15 protein-coding genes and 1 riboswitch are annotated in these 16,745 nt (G+C 71.4%); of the genes, 6 read left to right on the top strand and 9 right to left on the bottom strand.

What is annotated here, in order from left to right; all coding sequences use genetic code 11:
- Nucleotides 1–28 precede the first annotated feature (28 nt).
- Nucleotides 29–427, top strand: a complete 399-nt coding sequence (locus PSQ21_RS19475) for a hypothetical protein (RefSeq protein ID WP_274031896.1) — start codon at nucleotides 29–31, stop codon at nucleotides 425–427.
- On the top strand, nucleotides 424–2,619 hold the full coding sequence (locus PSQ21_RS19470) for a tetratricopeptide repeat protein (RefSeq protein ID WP_274031895.1): 2,196 nt from the start codon (nucleotides 424–426) through the stop codon (nucleotides 2,617–2,619). The genes PSQ21_RS19475 and PSQ21_RS19470 overlap by 4 nt, the downstream gene beginning before the upstream one ends.
- Nucleotides 2,620–2,647: 28 nt before the next feature.
- On the opposite strand, the gene PSQ21_RS19465 is transcribed toward PSQ21_RS19470, so the two are convergent.
- The 4 genes from PSQ21_RS19465 to PSQ21_RS19450 form a co-directional block, all read right to left on the bottom strand.
- Nucleotides 2,648–3,922, bottom strand: coding sequence for a mannosyltransferase family protein (locus PSQ21_RS19465; protein ID WP_274031894.1), 1,275 nt, complete (start codon nucleotides 3,920–3,922; stop codon nucleotides 2,648–2,650).
- A gap of 169 nt (nucleotides 3,923–4,091) precedes the next feature.
- The gene (locus PSQ21_RS19460) at nucleotides 4,092–4,571 is read right to left on the bottom strand and encodes a hypothetical protein (RefSeq protein ID WP_274031893.1); all 480 of its coding nucleotides are present in this window, start codon (nucleotides 4,569–4,571) and stop codon (nucleotides 4,092–4,094) included.
- Nucleotides 4,564–5,064, bottom strand: coding sequence for a SigE family RNA polymerase sigma factor (locus PSQ21_RS19455; protein WP_274035840.1), 501 nt, complete (start codon nucleotides 5,062–5,064; stop codon nucleotides 4,564–4,566). Before PSQ21_RS19455 ends, PSQ21_RS19460 begins: the two co-directional genes overlap by 8 nt.
- Nucleotides 5,065–5,172: 108 nt before the next feature.
- Nucleotides 5,173–5,931: a hypothetical protein gene (locus PSQ21_RS19450; RefSeq protein WP_274031891.1), complete on the bottom strand. Its 759-nt coding sequence runs from the start codon at nucleotides 5,929–5,931 to the stop codon at nucleotides 5,173–5,175.
- A 367-nt stretch (nucleotides 5,932–6,298) separates the two neighbouring features.
- Between PSQ21_RS19450 and PSQ21_RS19445 the strand changes: the two genes are divergently transcribed.
- Both PSQ21_RS19445 and PSQ21_RS19440 read left to right on the top strand, forming a co-directional pair.
- Complete coding sequence (locus PSQ21_RS19445; protein WP_274035839.1) at nucleotides 6,299–7,126, top strand: hypothetical protein; 828 nt, start codon at nucleotides 6,299–6,301, stop codon at nucleotides 7,124–7,126.
- Nucleotides 7,114–7,281: a hypothetical protein gene (locus PSQ21_RS19440; protein WP_274031889.1), complete on the top strand. Its 168-nt coding sequence runs from the start codon at nucleotides 7,114–7,116 to the stop codon at nucleotides 7,279–7,281. The genes PSQ21_RS19445 and PSQ21_RS19440 overlap by 13 nt, the downstream gene beginning before the upstream one ends.
- Before the next feature lie 4 nt (nucleotides 7,282–7,285).
- Here PSQ21_RS19440 and PSQ21_RS19435 read toward each other — a convergent pair whose 3' ends face one another.
- The 5 genes from PSQ21_RS19435 to thrC all read right to left on the bottom strand — a co-directional run bounded on the left by PSQ21_RS19435 (nucleotide 7,286) and on the right by thrC (nucleotide 13,926).
- A complete protein-coding gene (locus PSQ21_RS19435) occupies nucleotides 7,286–9,295 on the bottom strand; it encodes an ABC transporter ATP-binding protein (RefSeq protein WP_443334397.1) in 2,010 nt (669 codons plus the stop codon).
- 303 nt (nucleotides 9,296–9,598) lie between these two features.
- Nucleotides 9,599–11,221, bottom strand: coding sequence for a chaperonin GroEL (gene groL / locus PSQ21_RS19430; RefSeq protein WP_274031887.1), 1,623 nt, complete (start codon nucleotides 11,219–11,221; stop codon nucleotides 9,599–9,601).
- Between the two features lie 443 nt (nucleotides 11,222–11,664).
- Nucleotides 11,665–11,871 carry a cold-shock protein gene (locus PSQ21_RS19425; RefSeq protein ID WP_003967346.1) on the bottom strand — a complete coding sequence of 69 codons (207 nt, stop codon included), beginning with the start codon at nucleotides 11,869–11,871 and terminating at the stop codon, nucleotides 11,665–11,667.
- A gap of 442 nt (nucleotides 11,872–12,313) precedes the next feature.
- Nucleotides 12,314–12,592: a MoaD/ThiS family protein gene (locus PSQ21_RS19420; protein ID WP_003967347.1), complete on the bottom strand. Its 279-nt coding sequence runs from the start codon at nucleotides 12,590–12,592 to the stop codon at nucleotides 12,314–12,316.
- A 29-nt stretch (nucleotides 12,593–12,621) separates the two neighbouring features.
- Nucleotides 12,622–13,926 carry a threonine synthase gene (gene thrC / locus PSQ21_RS19415; RefSeq protein WP_274031881.1) on the bottom strand — a complete coding sequence of 435 codons (1,305 nt, stop codon included), beginning with the start codon at nucleotides 13,924–13,926 and terminating at the stop codon, nucleotides 12,622–12,624.
- A 19-nt stretch (nucleotides 13,927–13,945) separates the two neighbouring features.
- Nucleotides 13,946–14,073: riboswitch (SAM riboswitch) on the bottom strand.
- 153 nt (nucleotides 14,074–14,226) lie between these two features.
- Between thrC and PSQ21_RS19410 the strand changes: the two genes are divergently transcribed.
- Together PSQ21_RS19410 and PSQ21_RS19405 are read left to right on the top strand one after the other, a co-directional pair.
- Nucleotides 14,227–15,177, top strand: a complete 951-nt coding sequence (locus PSQ21_RS19410; protein ID WP_274035836.1) for a glucosyl-3-phosphoglycerate synthase — start codon at nucleotides 14,227–14,229, stop codon at nucleotides 15,175–15,177.
- Between the two features lie 47 nt (nucleotides 15,178–15,224).
- Nucleotides 15,225–16,649 carry an alpha,alpha-trehalose-phosphate synthase (UDP-forming) gene (locus tag PSQ21_RS19405; RefSeq protein ID WP_274031880.1) on the top strand — a complete coding sequence of 475 codons (1,425 nt, stop codon included), beginning with the start codon at nucleotides 15,225–15,227 and terminating at the stop codon, nucleotides 16,647–16,649.
- Nucleotides 16,650–16,745: the final 96 nt, after the last annotated feature.

Here is a 16,745-nt window from a genome sequence, read left to right as displayed (position 1 = left end):
GACCTCAACACCGGTAGGAGCCCGCGTCATGAACCCGGAGCTGGTCACGCTCGCCCAGAGCGCGAGCGTGACACTTGTCGGCCTGATGGCGACCGACGCCTGGGAGCACACCAGGGACGGGTTCGTCGCCCTCTGGCAGCGGGCTCGACCCGAGCGAGCTGACGCGGTGGCGGCCGAACTCGCCAACACCCGGGAGGATCTGGCCACCGACGCCACCGCCGAAGGGGAACTCGCCGCCGAGTGGCAGGGCCGGATCCGACGGTTGTTGACCGACCGGCCAGAGGTCGCGGAGGAGCTCCGAAAGCTCCTCGACGAGCTCGCACCCGACGCGTCAGCACCCGCCACGACCGTCTCACAACACGCCACGGCCAGCGGCCACTCCAGGGTCTACCAGGCCGGCCGGGACCAGCACATCACCGCACGGTGAACGGCTCGACCGAGGGGCGGGCGGAGGGCAGCGGCCGCGTCTTCCAGAGCGCGGGCGACCAGCACATCACGGAGCACCACCACCACGGACAGCCGGCGTTCCCGGCCGGGTCCGCTCCCGATTCCGTGCGGCAGCCGGCGGTAGGGCGCGCACCGGTCGTCCTGCGCGACCGGCTGGAGCTGATGACGCAACTGCGGTCGGCCATGGAGGATGGCGGAGCGGAGCAGGTCTACGTACTTCACGGCCTGGGCGGATGCGGAAAGACCGCCGTCGCCTCGGAGGCCTTTCGCATCGCGACCGCCGAAGGCGGCCGGGCCGGCCTCTGGGTGAACGCTCCCGACCTGGCCTCACTGCGCGCGGGAATGCTCGCTGTCGCCGCCGACCGCGGCGCGGGCGAAGGCGAGCTCACCGCTGCGCGTAACGGGCTGCGCGCGGCCGCTGACCTGGTGTGGGAGCGGCTGGACCGTTCCGACCAGCCCTGGTTGCTGGTGATCGACAACGCCGACAACCCGGCCATCCTGCGCGAGGGCAACTGGCTGCGCACCAGCCCGCGCGGCATCACCCTGGTGACCACCCGCCAGGTCGCCGCCCATTGGTGGCCCGGTGCGACGCTTCATCACGTCGGGGTGCTGCCGCGCGAGGACGCAGCCCAAGTGCTGTGCGATCTCGCGCCGGAGAGGGGCACGGCGGAGGAAGCGGCCGAGATCGCCGACCGGCTGGGCAGGCTGCCCCTGGCGCTCACCCTCGCTGGTGGCTTTCTGGCGCATCAGGTGATCAGCCCGTGGAGCATGGCGGAGTACGGCCGGGCGCTCGACCGGGTCAACGAGGTGGATCCCATCGAGCTCCTGGATCAGGGGGCCGGGTACAGCGGCGGCGACGCCTCCCGCCATCTCGCCAGCACCACTTGGGAGCTCTCGCTGAACGCACTGCATGACCAGGGGCTGCCGGAAGCCACTGCCTTGGCCCGGTTGCTCAGCTGCTGGTCCCACGACCCGCTGCCGCTCCATCTGCTCGCCGGGTCGGACATCGATGCGGTCGTGCCCCGGGCCCAGGTGGAATCGGCGCTGCGCGGCCTGCTCGACCACTCCCTCACCCGTCTGGTCCCCGGCCCGCCCCGCTGTCTGCGAACCCACGGCGTACTGCTGGACAGCATCGCCCGCGGTGCCCCGGCCGATCAGCACGACGCGCTGGTGAGCACGGCCGCAGAGCTGCTCAGCGCGGTCGTGCCGGAGGTGTCCCGACCGTGGGCGCGTGAGGGCCCGCCCCTCGCCCCGTACGTACCGCACACCCTGGCGTTGCTGCGGCGGGCGGCCCAGTGGACGGGGGTAGGGCAGGCGGCCCTGACACGCGTACTGGACTGCACGTTGCGGCTGGCGGTCGCGCTCCATCGAGCCGGGGACTACGCGTCGGCCCTGTCGGTGGCCCAGGACGCGGTGACACGAGGAACACAGGCACTGGATGCGAACCACCCCGCGGTGATCGCGATCCGCCAGCGCGCGGGCCGGTCCCTCTACCGGCTCGGACGGTACGAGGAAGCGGAGGCTGTCCATCGCCTCGCCCTGGCGGATTGCACCGCCGTGTTCGGGGCGAGCGCCGTCGAAACGCTGGAGAGCTGCGCTGGTCTGGCCCCGGTGCTCGCCTGGGTCCTCGATCGGAAGGACGAGGCGGTGGCGCTGGTGCGGCGCGCGGTGGAGGGGCGCACCGCCCTGCTCGGCCCGACCCACCCGTCCACACTCATCGCGCGGACGTACCTGCTGGAGTTCACCGCCGGTCCCGAGACCCATCCGGACGCCGGAGCCGCCCTGGTGTCGGACTGTCGCGGCGAGCTCGGTCCCGGGCACCCCATCACCTTGGGCGCCGAACTGAACCACGGCTTCGCCTTGGTCACCGCCGACCGTCAGTCCCAGGCTCTTCCTCTTGTCCGCAACGTGGTCACAGGCTCCGAGCACACCTATGGAGTCGACCATCCGAGGACTCTCGCAGCCCGTTCCCTGCTGAGCCGCGTGCTCGGAGAGCTCGGGCATTCCCAGGAGGCAGTGGCACAGGCAGAGTTGGTGGCGGATACGCGGAAGCACGTGCTGGGGGCCGGGCATCCATGGACCCTGTGGTCGTTGGACCGCCTCGCAGAACGCCGGCGCACTTTGGACGACGGGCGGAGCACTGCCGGTGGAGACGGAGGAGAGACGCCGTAACCTGCCTCCTCCGCCGGAGGCCATCCGCTCACCCCGCCCACCTCCCCGTCAGGAACGTCAGCGCGATGAGCGTCGTCAGCGGCGCGGCCACGCTCAGGTACGCCGTCCTGAACCACGGCCGCCGCAGGCTCAGCGCCGCCAGGCCGATCCACAGCGGCCACCACAGCAGCGTCGCGCGCGGGATCGACGTGTACCAGTACGAGGTGCCCAGGGCCCAGAGGCTGAGGGCCACGTACAGCGCCTCGGGCCAGCGGCGGCGGTACAGGAGTACGGCCACCAGCGCGAGCCCCACCAGCATCGCCACGAGTTCCGCCTGGAACATGAACGCGTAGCCGGTCGTCTGCGTAGGGCCGAACGCCCCGTTCCAGGTGTTCGCCCACGCCTCCCACGGGGTGTGGAACGTCCGGTACCAGCCGCGTTCCTGCGCGTGCTTCCAGGCCATCCAGTCGCCGGTCCGCGCGTGCAGGTACCAGCTGTACGCGGCCGGGGGCAGCGCCGGGAGCAGCGTCCAGCCCGCCGCTCGCCAACTCCGCCGGTCCCGCTTCTCCCGGGCGGTCAGCACGAAGAGCAGCGCGATGGCGGCGGCGAGGAACAGCCCGCTGACGCGCACCGTCGTCGCCAGCGCCGTCAGTACGGCGGCGAGCGCCCAGCGGTGCCGCACAGCGGCGAGCCAGGCGGGCAGGGCGAACGCGAGGAACAGCGCCTCCGTGTAGCCGACGGCCAGGAACACCGCGCAGGGCGAGAGCAGGAAGAGAGCAGCCGTACGGCGGCCCGCCGCGTCCTGCGGCAGATACGCCCGCGCGATACGGGCCAGGGCCAGTACGGCCACCGCCCCCGCGACGAACGAGATCAGCAGCCCGGCCGCCGTCCAGTCGGGCACCACCGTGTGCACGGCACGGAGGAGGAAGGGGTAACCCGGGAAGAACGCCTCCCGGTTGTCCCAGCCGCTCGTCCACGGGCCCGCGCCGGCGGGGAAGTAGCCGTCGCGCGCTATGTGGAGGTAGTGGTTCGCGTCCCACTGCTGGAAGGGCGCGAGGACGGGCGCCGCCTCCCGCGTGCCGGAGCGGGCCGGGAACAGCCGACGGGCGAAGTGGGCCGTGACCCACAGGGATATCCGGGTGAGGAGGTAGAGCCACAGCACCGCCCGGTCGGCAGGGGTCAGGCGGGCCACCGCCCGGCGGAACCGGCCCGCCCGGGGCTCGGGCGGGGCGGCGATCCGGGGCCCGGGGCGCGAGGGCGTCCGGGGCTCGGGGGGTACGGGCCGGTCGGCAGGAGGCCGCAGCCCGGGGGAGAGCGTGGACAACTCAGGCACCTTTCGGGCGCGCCTCGCGGAGCGGATACGTCGAGGCGTACGGGATCGCCCGGTGAGGTCGCCGGGGCGGGAAACGGAAACAATCGGGCCCGGGCGGACCCGGATGGAACCGGACGGACCCGGACGATCGGGTACGGCAGCGGCGCGGTGTCAGTCGGTGTCAGGGCATCGACGTCGTCCCATCGGTCGTCGCCGACGGCGTGGACGTGGGTGGCAGCCGCGTCGTATCCGGGCCCGTCTCCCTGCTCGTGCCCGTGCCCTCACCCGTACTCGTACGCATACCTGTCGGCGCTCCGCCCGGCCCGGTGGACCCGCTCCCCGGCAGCGTGGTGCTCGGCGTCGGCGGCAGGGACGGTGGCTGCGTCGGCAGCCGGTCCGACGGCACGGGCGACGGGTAGCTGGGCGACGGGACGGTGGCCGGGGCGACCGGCTGCGGCCGGACCGGCAGCAGGCCCACCGCTACCGCGCCGCTCCCGCCGACGACCAGGCACACACCCACCGCCACCATGGCCATCCGGCGTCGCTGCGCGCGCATCCCTCGTCGCGTGATGCTCGACGCGTCGTCCGCGTCGGAGCGGATCTGCCCGAACTCACCGGCCTCCCGGAACAGGGACCGCAACGGATCCCGCGGGTCAGACATCAGGGGCCTCCTCGATGCGGGGGTCCCGCAGACGGTGGGCGAGCGCCGCCCGTCCGCGAACCAGATGCGTCTTGATCGTGCTGCCGGAAAGCCCGGTCTCCCCGGCGATCTGCTCGACCGTGAGGTCGCACAGGTAGTGCAGGGTCAGCGTCCGCCGCTGCTGCGGGGGCAGTTCCCGGAGCGCGTCGACCAGGACCACATGGCCCGGGTCCGGCGGCTCCACGTGTCCGGGCGCGCCGCTCCCCCGGCTCCAGGCGTCCGCCGAACGCCGCCGGAAGCGCCAACGGCTCACCGCCAACCGCCAGGCGACCGTACGAATCCACGCCTCGGGGCTGCCGTCGCGGTCCAGCCGGCCGCGCCGGACCCACGCCTTGACGAACGCCTCCTGCACGACGTCCTGCGCCTCCTGGAGGTCGCCGGTCATCACGTACAGCTGGCCCGTGAGACGTGCGGCCGCCCGGGCGTAGAACTCTTCGAACTCCTCGACGGTCAACAGTCGCTCCCGGATCTTTCGCTTCACCGGGTATACGCCCGCCGCAGGTCATCCGGTCGACACTACCCAGGAGGAATCGCGGGTGACGGTCGTCACAGCGTCATGCCGTCACAGCGGTCGGAGGGCACGGCGCAGCGCGACGGCCGCGGCCGGCCGGACATCGTGCCCGTGCTGTTCCGTCCAGGCGAGCCACGCCTCGATGTCGTCGTCCATGTCGGGCTCCTCGCCCTTCCCGGCGTCGGCCGCCCGCTCCCGCAGCCACGCGACGGCGTCCTCGCGCCGCTCCACCGCGTGAGCGGCCAGCTCGCCCACGGTCAGCACGAGTTGCTCCGCCACCGACAGATCGGGCTCGTCCTCGAACCGGGCCAGGAAGCGGTCGACGAGGTCGTCCGTCCGGTGGATGGCCCATGCGAGTACGGCGGCCACTCCGACCCGGATGTCCTCGTCGCCTTCCACGTCGTCGGCGAGGAGCGGCAGCAGCGCGTCGACCGCCCGATCCCAGGCGGCGGGCCAGGCTACGGGCGCGGTGCGGGCGTCGTTCCCGGCGCGGGCGAGAACGACGAGCGTCTCCAGGATCTGCGGACGCACCTTCACGGCCGGGTCCCCGATGGCCTCGACGAGGAAGGGAAGCACCTCGGGCGCCGCGGGAGACACCGAGCTGCCGTCGCCGCAGCACGCGAAGTGAAGGATGGCTTGGGCGTTCTCGGCCGTCAGCAGATCGGGGGACCAGTGCCGCTCCAGCAGGTCCGGCCCGTACCGCCCCTCCGGCAGGGGGATGTAGAGATCGACCACCTTCGCCCAGTCGACCTCCGCGGCGAACCGGGCCGTCAGCTCCGCGCCCGCACCCGTGCCCTCTCCGTCCTTCATGCCATCCCCCGTTCCGCTTCGGCCTCCCGAAGCTCAAGCCGTCAGATCCGAGCCCTCTTAACAAGGATGGGGTGGATGGGTCAGTTGACCCACCCACCCACCCTGGCTACGAAGTTGACAGTTTGTGATCGAGTTGCGACACACGGTCGCCAGGCTCTAGCGTGCGCAGGAACTGGACCAAAAAGTCGACCCCCACCGGTGCTCCAACACCGACAGGGGTCTGACCACCGAAGATCGAAGCACTCAGAAAGAAACGATCCCCATGGCTGCCAGCCAGTTTAGTGATGCCCACCGCGCCCCGCGCGAGACCTCGCCCGAGAGCGGTGCCGCGAGTCCCCCCGCGTACCCCTCCGCAAGCCCCCACCCCATGGCCAACCCCGGCTACGGCAAGCGCTCCGCCCCCGGCGAACGCCCCCGCACCGACCGGGACTTCGCCCACCTCCGCCCCCGCGACGCCGCCGTCGCCGCCTACATCGACCGGCTGCCCGACGGGTCCGACATCTCCGTGAAGACCCTGGCCAAGCACCTCCCCTACGGCCAGTGCGCCCTGGGCACGACCCTCAACCGGCTCCAGGACGCGGGCCATCTGCGGCGCGGCAGCGAGTGCGTGATCACCGACGAGGTCATGCTCTGGGTGACCCGCACCTTCTTCTCCCGCACCGCACGCGAGGACGACTGGTGGAACGCCTTCACCCGGGGTGACGCCCCGCCGGACGAGCCCCGGCGGCCGACCCGTTCGCGGGCGTTCATCCTGCTGGCGGCGCTCGGCCGGACCGCCCCCGCGCTGACGCTGTCCGCCGCCGACTGCGCACATCTGGAACCGCAGGTCAGCGAGTGGTTCGCGCGGGGCGCCACGGAGGCCGAGCTGCTGCACGCCCTCACCGGCGGGCTGCCGTCGCCCGTCCACTGCGCCGCCCGCCTCGTCGAACGGCGGCTGCGCGACAAGCTGCCGCCCGAGCGGGTCCTGCCCGGCCCCCGTACGGTCCTGCGCACCCTGGAGTGCGGTGAGTGCGGGGCCCCCGGCGCGCCCGAAGCGCTGCTCGGCGGCCTCTGCCGGCCGTGCCGGGGACCGTCCCCGCAGCCGCCGGTCGGCCCGCCGGGGGCCGTGCAGCCGACCGGCGTACGGGACCGGATGAACGCGGTCCGGGCGGGCCTGACCCCCCGATCCGAGAGGACATACCGGTGTACCTCTTGATCGACCGCGAGTCGGGCACGCTCGTCGTCCACAGCGGGCCCGACAAGGGCCGTTACCGCCAGCAGCACTCGTACGACTACGGAGACCCTGCCGTGCTCCCCGACCCCGTCTCCATCACCCCGGACACCGAGGAGCTCAAGAACCACGCTCGCTGAAGCCTCACCGCGCGTCTGCCGCGAGCTGCGTCGTCGCCAGCTCGCGGTACAGGTCGTCCCCGGCGATCAACTCCTCGTGCGTGCCCGCCGTGCGGACCCGGCCGTCCTCCAGGACCACGATGCGGTCCGCGTGCCGGACGGTGGAGAGGCGGTGCGCGATGACCAACACCGTTGTCTGTGCCGCCAGTTCGAGGATCACGTCCCGCAGCGCCTGCTCATTGACCGCGTCCAGCTGCGAGGTGACCTCGTCGAGCAGCAGGAGGCGGGGGCGGCGCAACAGGGCCCGGGCGATGGCTATCCGCTGGCGTTCGCCGCCGGAGAGCGTGACGCCCCGGTGGCCCACCGCCGTGTCCAGGCCCTCCGGCAGCCGGTCGACCAGGGAGTCCAGGCGGGTACGGGACACCGCCTCCGTCAGGACCTTCTCCTCGGCGTCCGGGGCGGCGAAGAGGAGGTTCTCCCGCAGCGTCCCGGCCAGGACCGGCGCGTCCTGTTCCACGTACGCCAGTGAGCCCCGCAGCTCGGCCAGCGGCCAGTCCCGGATGTCCCGGCCGGCGACGGTGATCGTGCCGCCGTCGTGGTCGTAGAAGCGTTCCAGCAGGCTGAACACCGTCGACTTGCCCGCCCCGGACGGGCCCACCAGGGCGACCAGACCGCCGGTCGGAACGTCGAACGTCACCCCCTTGTGCGCGGGCGCCCGCTCATCCCCGTAGCCGAACGTCACGTCCCGGAACGTGACGCCGAGCGGAGTCGCGGGGATCTCCTGCCGTACGGCTCCGGGGTCGGCGGCCGGTTCGCCGGGCAGCGACTCGACCTCGTCGATCCTGCGCACCGCCGCGAGCCCGCTCTGCAAGCCCGTCCAGCCCTCGACCAGACCGCCGATCGGGCCCATCAGATAGAAGAGGTAGAGCAGGAACGCGATCAGCGACGAGATCTCCAGCGAGCCGGACGCGACCCGCGCGCCGCCCACGCCCAGCACCGCCAGGAACGCCAGCTGGATCGACATCGCCATGGTGACGTCGGAGACCGACGACCACCGCGCCACCGAGACGCCCCGGTCGTGCGCGTGCCGGGCAGCCGCCGCGACGGCCGCCGTCTCCCGCTCCTCCGCCCCGCTCGCCTTGACCGTGCGGAACGCCTGGAGCACCCGGTCCAGTGCCGCGCCCATCGCGCCCACGGACTCCTGGGCGCGGAGCTGGGCCCGCTGGATGCGCGGCATCAGCAGGGAGGTCACGGCGCCGATGCCGACGATCACCACCAGCGTCACGCCGAGCAGCGTCAGGTCCATGTACGCCATGAAGCCGATCGTCCCCAGCAGCATCAGCACGCTGTTGAACGACTCGACCAGACCGCTGGAGAGGACCGTCCGCAGCAGGGTCGTGTCGCTGGTCACCCGTGACTGGAGGTCGCCCGGAGTCAGCCGGTCCACCGCCGGGACCTTCAACCGCATGATGCGGCCCACGAGTTGGTCACGTGCGCGGAGGACGACGCCTTCTCCCGTACGGGACATGAGGTAGCGCCCGTACGCGGAGAGGCAGGCTCCGACCAGCACGAGCGCGGTCAGTGCGACGAGTGGCCCCGCGGGCGAACGGTCCGCGGCGAACGCGTCGACCGCGTGCTTCGCCATCAGCGGCATCGCGAGACCCGCCGCGGATCCGGCGAGCGAGAGCAGGCCCGCGCGGACGAGAACGCCGCGGTGCGGACGGACCCGGGAGAGGAGGAGGCGGAGAGGGGAGGGGCCGGCGCCCGGCTCGCCCTCGGCGGAATCTCCGGCCTGCTCCCGCTCCACGGGCTCCACGGGCTCCCCGGGCTCCACGGGCTCCCCGGCCCGCTGCCCCACGGCCCCCCTGGCCGACTGCTCAACAGGCTTCCCGGCCCGCTGCCCCACATCCCCCCTGGCCGACTGCTCAACGGGCTCCCGGAGCGTTTCCTCCCCTTCACCCCTGTCCTCCTCGCCCTCGCCCTCGCCCTCGTTCCCGCTCTCGCCCGCTCGCGTCGTCCCCGCCACCGTGCTCACCCGGACCCCCTCCGTCAGCCGTCACCATCATCAAGGGACGCAGATCCGCCGGTTCCGCCTGCTCGCGACCGTGCGGCCCCCGCCCCGCGCCCAAGCATGCGGGGAGAACGGCAAAGCCCGCCCGCACTCCAGCCCACCGGTCGGACCGGACGCGGGCGGTGCGCGCCGCCCCGCACGCCCCGGCCCGTCGGCCGGGAAACGCCACAGGGGCGGCACCTCCGTGAAGAGGTACCGCCCCTGTGGGACGTACGCGAACTTCGATCAGCCGGAGGCACCCGGAGAGGCCCGGGGCTCCGCGGCGGATCAGAAGTCCATGTCACCGCCCGGCATGCCGCCCGGAGCCGCCGCGGCGGCCTTCTCGGGCTTGTCGGCGATGACGGCCTCGGTGGTGAGGAAGAGCGCGGCGATGGACGCGGCGTTCTGCAGAGCGGAGCGCGTGACCTTCGCCGGGTCGATGATGCCCTCGGCGATCATGTCGACGTACTCGCCGGACGCGGCGTTGAGGCCGTGACCGATCGGCAGGTTGCGCACCTTCTCCACGACGACGCCACCCTCAAGACCACCGTTGACGGCGATCTGCTTGAGCGGGGCCTCCAGCGCGAGCTTCACGGCGTTGGCGCCGGTCGCCTCGTCGCCCGTGAGGTCGAGCTTCTCGAAGACGGCCGAGGCCTGGAGCAGAGCCACGCCACCACCGGCGACGATGCCCTCCTCGACGGCGGCCTTGGCGTTGCGCACCGCGTCCTCGATGCGGTGCTTGCGCTCCTTGAGCTCCACCTCGGTGGCGGCGCCGGCCTTGATGACGGCCACGCCGCCGGCCAGCTTCGCCAGACGCTCCTGGAGCTTCTCGCGGTCGTAGTCCGAGTCGGAGTTCTCGATCTCGGCACGGATCTGCTTGACGCGACCCTGAACCTGCTCGCTGTCACCGGCACCGTCGACGATCGTGGTCTCGTCCTTGGTGATGACGACCTTGCGGGCACGGCCGAGCAGGTCCAGGCCGGCGTTCTCCAGCTTGAGACCGACCTCCTCGGAGATCACGGTGCCACCGGTGAGGATGGCGATGTCCGCGAGCATGGCCTTGCGGCGGTCGCCGAAGCCCGGAGCCTTGACGGCGACGGACTTGAACGTGCCCTTGATCTTGTTGACGACCAGGGTGGAGAGCGCCTCGCCCTCGACGTCCTCGGCGATGATCAGCAGGGGCTTGCCCGACTGCATGACCTTCTCCAGCAGCGGGATCAGGTCCTTGACGCTGGCGATCTTCGAGTTGACGATCAGGATGTACGGGTCGTCGAGCGACGCCTCCATACGCTCCATGTCGGTCGCGAAGTAGGCCGAGATGTAGCCCTTGTCGAAGCGCATACCCTCGGTGAGCTCAAGCTCCAGACCGAAGGTCTGGGACTCCTCGACGGTGATGACGCCTTCCTTGCCGACCTTGTCCATCGCCTCGGCGATCTTGGCGCCGATCTCGGTGTCGGCGGCGGAGATGGAGGCGGTCGAAGCGATCTGCTCCTTGGTCTCCACGTCCTTGGCCTGCTCCAGCAGAGCGGCGGAGACGGCCTCGACGGCCTTCTCGATGCCCCGCTTGAGGGCCATCGGGTTGGCGCCTGCGGCGACGTTGCGCAGACCCTCGCGGACGAGAGCCTGAGCCAGAACGGTGGCGGTGGTCGTACCGTCGCCGGCGACGTCGTCCGTCTTCTTGGCGACCTCCTTGACCAGCTCCGCACCGATCTTCTCGTACGGGTCCTCGAGCTCGATCTCCTTGGCGATGGAAACACCATCGTTGGTGATCGTGGGCGCGCCCCACTTCTTCTCGAGGACGACGTTACGGCCCTTGGGGCCGAGGGTGACCTTGACGGCGTCGGCGAGCTGGTTCATCCCGCGCTCGAGACCGCGCCGTGCCTCCTCGTCGAACGCGATGATCTTGGCCATGTGAAGTGGTCCTCCCGGACAGGGGTGGATTCTCCGGACCGAGAGGCGCCCGCGACGGACGGCCTGCCTGCGTGGTGGTTCCTTGCCCCACCGCGCCTGCGGGCCTCACCGGCCCGGTCCAAGTTTCTGTCACTCTCACCTGGAGAGTGCTAACGCCAATGATTAGCACTCGACCCCTGCGAGTGCAAGCGTCCCTCTCCGGATGTGGACAACGGCGCCCATCGGATGTGAATGACGGCGCCCGCCCGGCGGGGCCGTCAGCACCCGCCGAACGCGGTCCGCGACACCGGGACGCCGGGACGCCGGGACGCCGGGACGCCGGGACGCCGGGACGCCGGGACGCCGGGACGCCGCGACGCCGGGACGCACGTAGGGCCCGGTCCCCTGATCCGGGAGCCGGGCCCTGCGTGCGTGAGTAGTGTCGTCGGACGACCGCGCCGAGCTCAGCCGACGGCGAGCTTGACCATGTCGGCCTGGGGCCCCTTCTGGCCCTGCGAGATCTCGAATTCAACTCGCTGACCCTCTTCGAGGGTGCGGTACCCGTCCATCTGGATCGCGCTGTAGTGGACGAAAACATCCGCACCACCGTCGACCGCGATGAAGCCGTACCCCTTCTCCGCGTTGAACCACTTGACGGTGCCCTGAGCCATGCCTAACTCCCCTATTACTGGCCCTTGCACGGGACCGCACTTCGCGGGCCCGGGTCGGAACTCACCCTCCGACAGGAGAGGGTGCGCGGCGCCGCAGCGCGTCGACCGCGGCCGAATGTATCCGCCCAACTGCCCTCTGCAACAGGTCAATCGGACGAGAATTCTGGGCAGGGAAGAACACGCGAATATGCGGGTTTGCAGAGATTTACGGGCAAGTCGGGCCAGACAAAGGGCACTTATGCCACAAAGGGTTCACGTACTTTGGCTGCTTCTTATCGGGGCCAGGCGCATTCTCATATGCGGGCGGCACGAGCAGCGGACGGTGCTTCCCCAACTCTACCGTGCTCAACCATGCAGAATTGCCCCCTCCGCTTCTCTCGCGGAGGGGGCAATGGTGGTCACACAGAGGTGCGATGGGGCCGCCGGGAGGCGGCCCGGCGGTTCAGCAGCCGCCGGCGACCGCGGGGATGATCGAGACGCCCGCGCCGTCCGGCGTGGCCGCGTCCAGCCCGCCCTCGAAGCGCACGTCGTCGTCGTTGACGTACACGTTCACGAAGCGGCGGAGCTTGCCCTGGTCGTCCAGGACCCGGGCCGCGATGCCCGGGTGGTCCTTCTCCAGGGACTCGATGACCTCGGAGAGCTTGGCGCCCTCCGCCGGGACCTCGGCCTGGCCGCCCGTGTACGTACGGAGGATGGTGGGGATGCGGACCTTGACGCTCATGGTGGGTGCCTTCCTGAAGTCTCGGGTGATCAGTTGGCGGCGAGGCCCGCGGCGCGGAACGCGTCCAGGCTCGGCTTGATGGTCGCCGTGGCCTGGGAGGTCGCGGAGACCGCGTCCAGCGTCTTGAGCCCGTCGCCGGTGTTCAGGACGACGGTGGTGAGCGCCGGATCGATGACGCCCGCCTCGATGAGCTTCTTCGTCACGCCGAGCGTCACGCCGCCCGCCGTCTCGCCGAAGATGCCCTCGGTGCGCGCCAGCAGCTTGATCGCGTCGACGACCTGCTCGTCGGTCACGTCCTCCACCGCGCCGCCGGTGCGGCGGGCGATGTCCAGGACGTACGGGCCGTCCGCCGGGTTGCCGATGGCCAGCGACTTGGCGATGGTGTTCGGCTTCTGGGGCCGTACGACGTCGTGACCGGCCTTGAAGGCGGCGGAGACCGGGGAGCAGCCCTCGGCCTGGGCGCCGAAGATCTTGTACGGCCTGTCCTCGACGAGGCCGAGCTTGATCAGCTCCTGGAACCCCTTGTCGATCTTCGTGAGCTGGGAGCCGGACGCGATCGGGATGACGATCTGGTCGGGCAGCCGCCAGCCGAGCTGCTCGCAGATCTCGTACGCCAGCGTCTTGGAGCCCTCGCCGTAGTACGGGCGCAGGTTGACGTTGACGAAGCCCCAGCCCTCGCCGAGCGGGTCGCCGATGAGCTCGGAGCAGAAGCGGTTGACGTCGTCGTAGTTGCCCTCGATGCCGACCAGCTCACCGCCGTACACCGCGGCCATCACGACCTTGCCCTGCTCCAGGTCGTGCGGGATGAAGACGCAGGAGCGCAGTCCGGCCCGGGCGGCGGCTGCGCCGACGGCTCCGGCCAGGTTGCCCGTGGAGGAGCAGGAGAGGGTGGTGAAGCCGAAGGCGCGGGCGGCCTCGACGGCGATGGCGACGACGCGGTCCTTGAAGGAGTGCGTCGGGTTGCCGGAGTCGTCCTTCACGTACAGGCCGCCGGTGACACCCAGCTCACGGGCGAGGTTGTCGGCCTTGACGAGCTTGGTGAAGCCGGGGTTGATGTTGGGCTTCTCCGCGACGTCGGCGGGCACCGGCAGCAGCGGGGCGTAACGCCAGATGTTGTCCGGGCCGGCCTCGATGGCCTTCCGCAGCTCCTCCGGGGAGCCGGTGGGCAGGTCGTAGGCCACTTCCAGCGGCCCGAAACAGGACGCGCAGGCGAAGAGGGGGCCGAGCTCGAAACGCTCGCCGCACTCGCGGCAGGAAAGCGCCGCGGCGGGACCGAGATCGACGGCCGGGGCGGAAGAAGAAGCGGTGCTGCCTGCAACGGTCTGAACAGCCATGATGGCGGAGGTCCCTTTCTCCTCATCTTCCTCGCGACGCATTTCGCCGCAAGACGGAATTGGCACCTTCCCCACCGTGACCTCGCGGTCGGCGGGAGGGTTGCCGGGACTTCAACGGGCCGTTCCCTCAGTCCCTCTGGATGAGCTCTATGGCGCTGGATCTTCGATCCAGGCGTTTGTGTGCGGTCCGACCCCGACATGCGACGGCCATACGCGTTGTTCAAGACTGTAACCGAAGCACCGGACCGTTGAGATAGTCGTCCGAACCGCGAGATGGATCACACACAGGGAGTGCCGACCGTGCTCGAAGAGGTGGAACGCTGGCTGACCAGGCGTTCCTGGTCGTCCGGCGACCGCCCGTTGAACCGGCTCACCGACGCCCGGGAGGCCGATCCGCGCGGCACGTCGGTGAGCGTGGTGCTGCCCGCCCTGAACGAGGAGGCCACGGTCGGTGCGATCGTGGCGACGATCCGCCGGGAGCTGATGGAGAAGGTCCGGCTCGTCGACGAACTCGTGGTGATCGACTCCGGCTCCACCGACGCCACCGCCGCCGTGGCCCGGGCGGCGGGCGCCCGGGTGGTCCACCGGGACGCGATCCTGCCCCGGATACCGGCCCTGCCCGGCAAGGGCGAGGTGCTGTGGCGCTCACTCCTGGTGACCAGTGGTGAGATCGTCTGCTTCGTGGACGCCGATCTCAGAGACTTCTCGGCGGACTTCGTCTCGGGTACGGTCGGGCCGCTCCTCACCGACCCGTCCGTCCAGTTCGTCAAGGCGATGTACGACCGCCCGCTCGGCAAGAGCGCGGGGCAGGGCGGCCGGGTCACCGAGCTGGTGGCGCGCCCGCTGCTCAATCTGCACTGGCCCCAGCTGGCCGGGTTCGTTCAGCCGCTGGGCGGCGAGTACGCGGTGCGGCGGTCCTTGCTGGAGCGGCTGCCGTTCCCGGTCGGTTACGGAGTGGAGCTGGGGCTGCTGGTGGACGCGCTGCACACGGTGGGTCTGGACGCCCTGGGCCAGGTCGACGTCGGCGTGCGCGTCCACCGCCACCAGGACGGGCAGGCACTGGGCCGGATGGCGGCGGCGATCTACCGCACGGCGCAGCTGCGGCTCTCCCGGGGCCATCTGGTGCGGCCCGTGCTGACCCAGTTCGAGCGCGGCGAGGACGGCTTCGTGCCCCGCACCCATGCGGTGGACACGGAGGAGCGGCCGCCGATGCGGGAGATCGCGGAGTACGCGGAGCGATGGGCCGCTTGACGCCTTGAGGCGTTTGGGGGCTTCCCGAACGGGCTAGGTTCCGCTACATGGTCTCCGAGCACGCCGAACACGAAACCGAACCCGGATCCGAGCCCGTGGCCGCCTCCACCGCCCGGGTCCTCGTCGCGTCCAACCGCGGCCCCGTCTCGTACACGCTCGGCGAGGACGGGACGCTCGACGCCAGACGCGGCGGCGGCGGGCTGGTCTCCGGGCTGAGCGCCGTCGACGACAAGCTGTGGGTCTGCGCGGCCCTCGGCGACGGGGACCGCGAGGCGGTGCGGCGCGGGGTCGGCGAAGCGGGCGTGCGGATGCTCGACATCGACGCGGAGGTGCACGCCGACGCGTACAACGGCATCGCCAACTCGGTGCTGTGGTTCGTCCACCACCTGCTCTACCAGACGCCCGTCGAGCCGGTCTTCGACGCGGAGTTCCGCCGTCGGTGGGCCTCGTACGAGACGTACAACCGGGCCTTCGCCCGGGCGCTCGCCGAGGAGGCGGGCCCCGGGGCGTCGGTCCTCGTCCAGGACTACCACCTGGCCCTGGTCCCCGGCATGCTCCGTGAGCTGCGCCCGGATCTCAGGATCGGCCACTTCTCGCACACCCCGTGGGCGCCCGTCGACTACTTCCGGCTGCTGCCCGACGACATCGCGGAGCAGTTGCTGCGCGGCGTCCTCGGCGCGGACCGGGCCGCGTTCCTGACCCGGCGCTGGGCGGACGCGTTCATCGGCTGCTGCACGGAGATCCTGGGCGGGACGGGCCGGACCAGGATCGGGGTGCACGGCCTGGGGGCCGACGCGGACTTCCTGCGCCGGCGCTCGCACGAGGCGGACGTGGACGAGCGGATGGCGGCGTTGCGCGATCAGGTGGGCGAGGGCCGGAAGACCATCGTCCGGGTGGACCGCACCGAGCTGTCCAAGAACATCGTGCGCGGCCTGCACGCGTACCGGGCCCTGCTCGACGCCCACCCCGAGTGGCGCGAGCGCGTCGTGCACATCGCCTTCGCCTACCCCTCCCGGCAGGACCTGGCCGTCTACCGGGACTACACGGCGGCGGTGCAGTCCCTGGCCACGGAGATCAACGGAGCGTACGGCACCGAGAGCTGGACGCCGGTCGTCCTTCACGTCAAGGACGACTTCGCCCGCTCGCTGGCCGCGTACCGGCTGGCGGACGTGGCCCTGGTCAACCCCATTCGCGACGGCATGAACCTGGTCGCCAAGGAGGTGCCCGTCGTCTCCGACCACGGCTGCGCGCTGGTGCTGTCGCGGGAGGCGGGGGCGTACGAGGAACTGGGCGCGGACGCGATCGTGGTGAACCCGTACGACGTGACGGGCACGGCGGAGGCCCTGCACGAGGCGCTGACGATGAGCGCGGACGAGCGGTCCGGCCGCACGAAGCGGCTGGCCGAGGCCGCGACCGCACTGCCGCCCCAGCAGTGGTTCCTGGACCAGCTGGACGCGCTGCGCCAGGGGTGACGGCCCACGGGGCGGGGCCGACCCGGAGGAAGGGCCCCGGCCGCGCGCCGGGGTGCTTCTGCCGGTAGGGCTCGCCCGGACCCGGGGCTCGCGCCG

Source organism: Streptomyces sp. MMBL 11-1 (assembly GCF_028622875.1).
Taxonomy (GTDB): Bacteria; Actinomycetota; Actinomycetes; order Streptomycetales; family Streptomycetaceae; genus Streptomyces.
Note: the sequence above shows the minus strand (reverse complement) of the source record. Positions and strands in the feature narration are given on the sequence as shown.

Bases quoted from the DNA above. Each gene is read 5' to 3' on its own strand.
- PSQ21_RS19475 (WP_274031896.1), top strand. From the start codon at position 29: ATGAACCCGGAGCTGGTCACGCTCGCCCAGAGCGCGAGCGTGACACTT.
- PSQ21_RS19460 (WP_274031893.1), bottom strand. From the start codon at position 4,571: ATGTCTGACCCGCGGGATCCGTTGCGGTCCCTGTTCCGGGAGGCCGGT.
- PSQ21_RS19450 (WP_274031891.1), bottom strand. From the start codon at position 5,931: ATGAAGGACGGAGAGGGCACGGGTGCGGGCGCGGAGCTGACGGCCCGG.
- PSQ21_RS19445 (WP_274035839.1), top strand. From the start codon at position 6,299: ATGGCCAACCCCGGCTACGGCAAGCGCTCCGCCCCCGGCGAACGCCCC.
- groL (WP_274031887.1), bottom strand. From the start codon at position 11,221: ATGGCCAAGATCATCGCGTTCGACGAGGAGGCACGGCGCGGTCTCGAG.
- PSQ21_RS19425 (WP_003967346.1), bottom strand. From the start codon at position 11,871: ATGGCTCAGGGCACCGTCAAGTGGTTCAACGCGGAGAAGGGGTACGGC.
- PSQ21_RS19420 (WP_003967347.1), bottom strand. From the start codon at position 12,592: ATGAGCGTCAAGGTCCGCATCCCCACCATCCTCCGTACGTACACGGGC.
- thrC (WP_274031881.1), bottom strand. From the start codon at position 13,926: ATGGCTGTTCAGACCGTTGCAGGCAGCACCGCTTCTTCTTCCGCCCCG.
- PSQ21_RS19405 (WP_274031880.1), top strand. From the start codon at position 15,225: ATGGTCTCCGAGCACGCCGAACACGAAACCGAACCCGGATCCGAGCCC.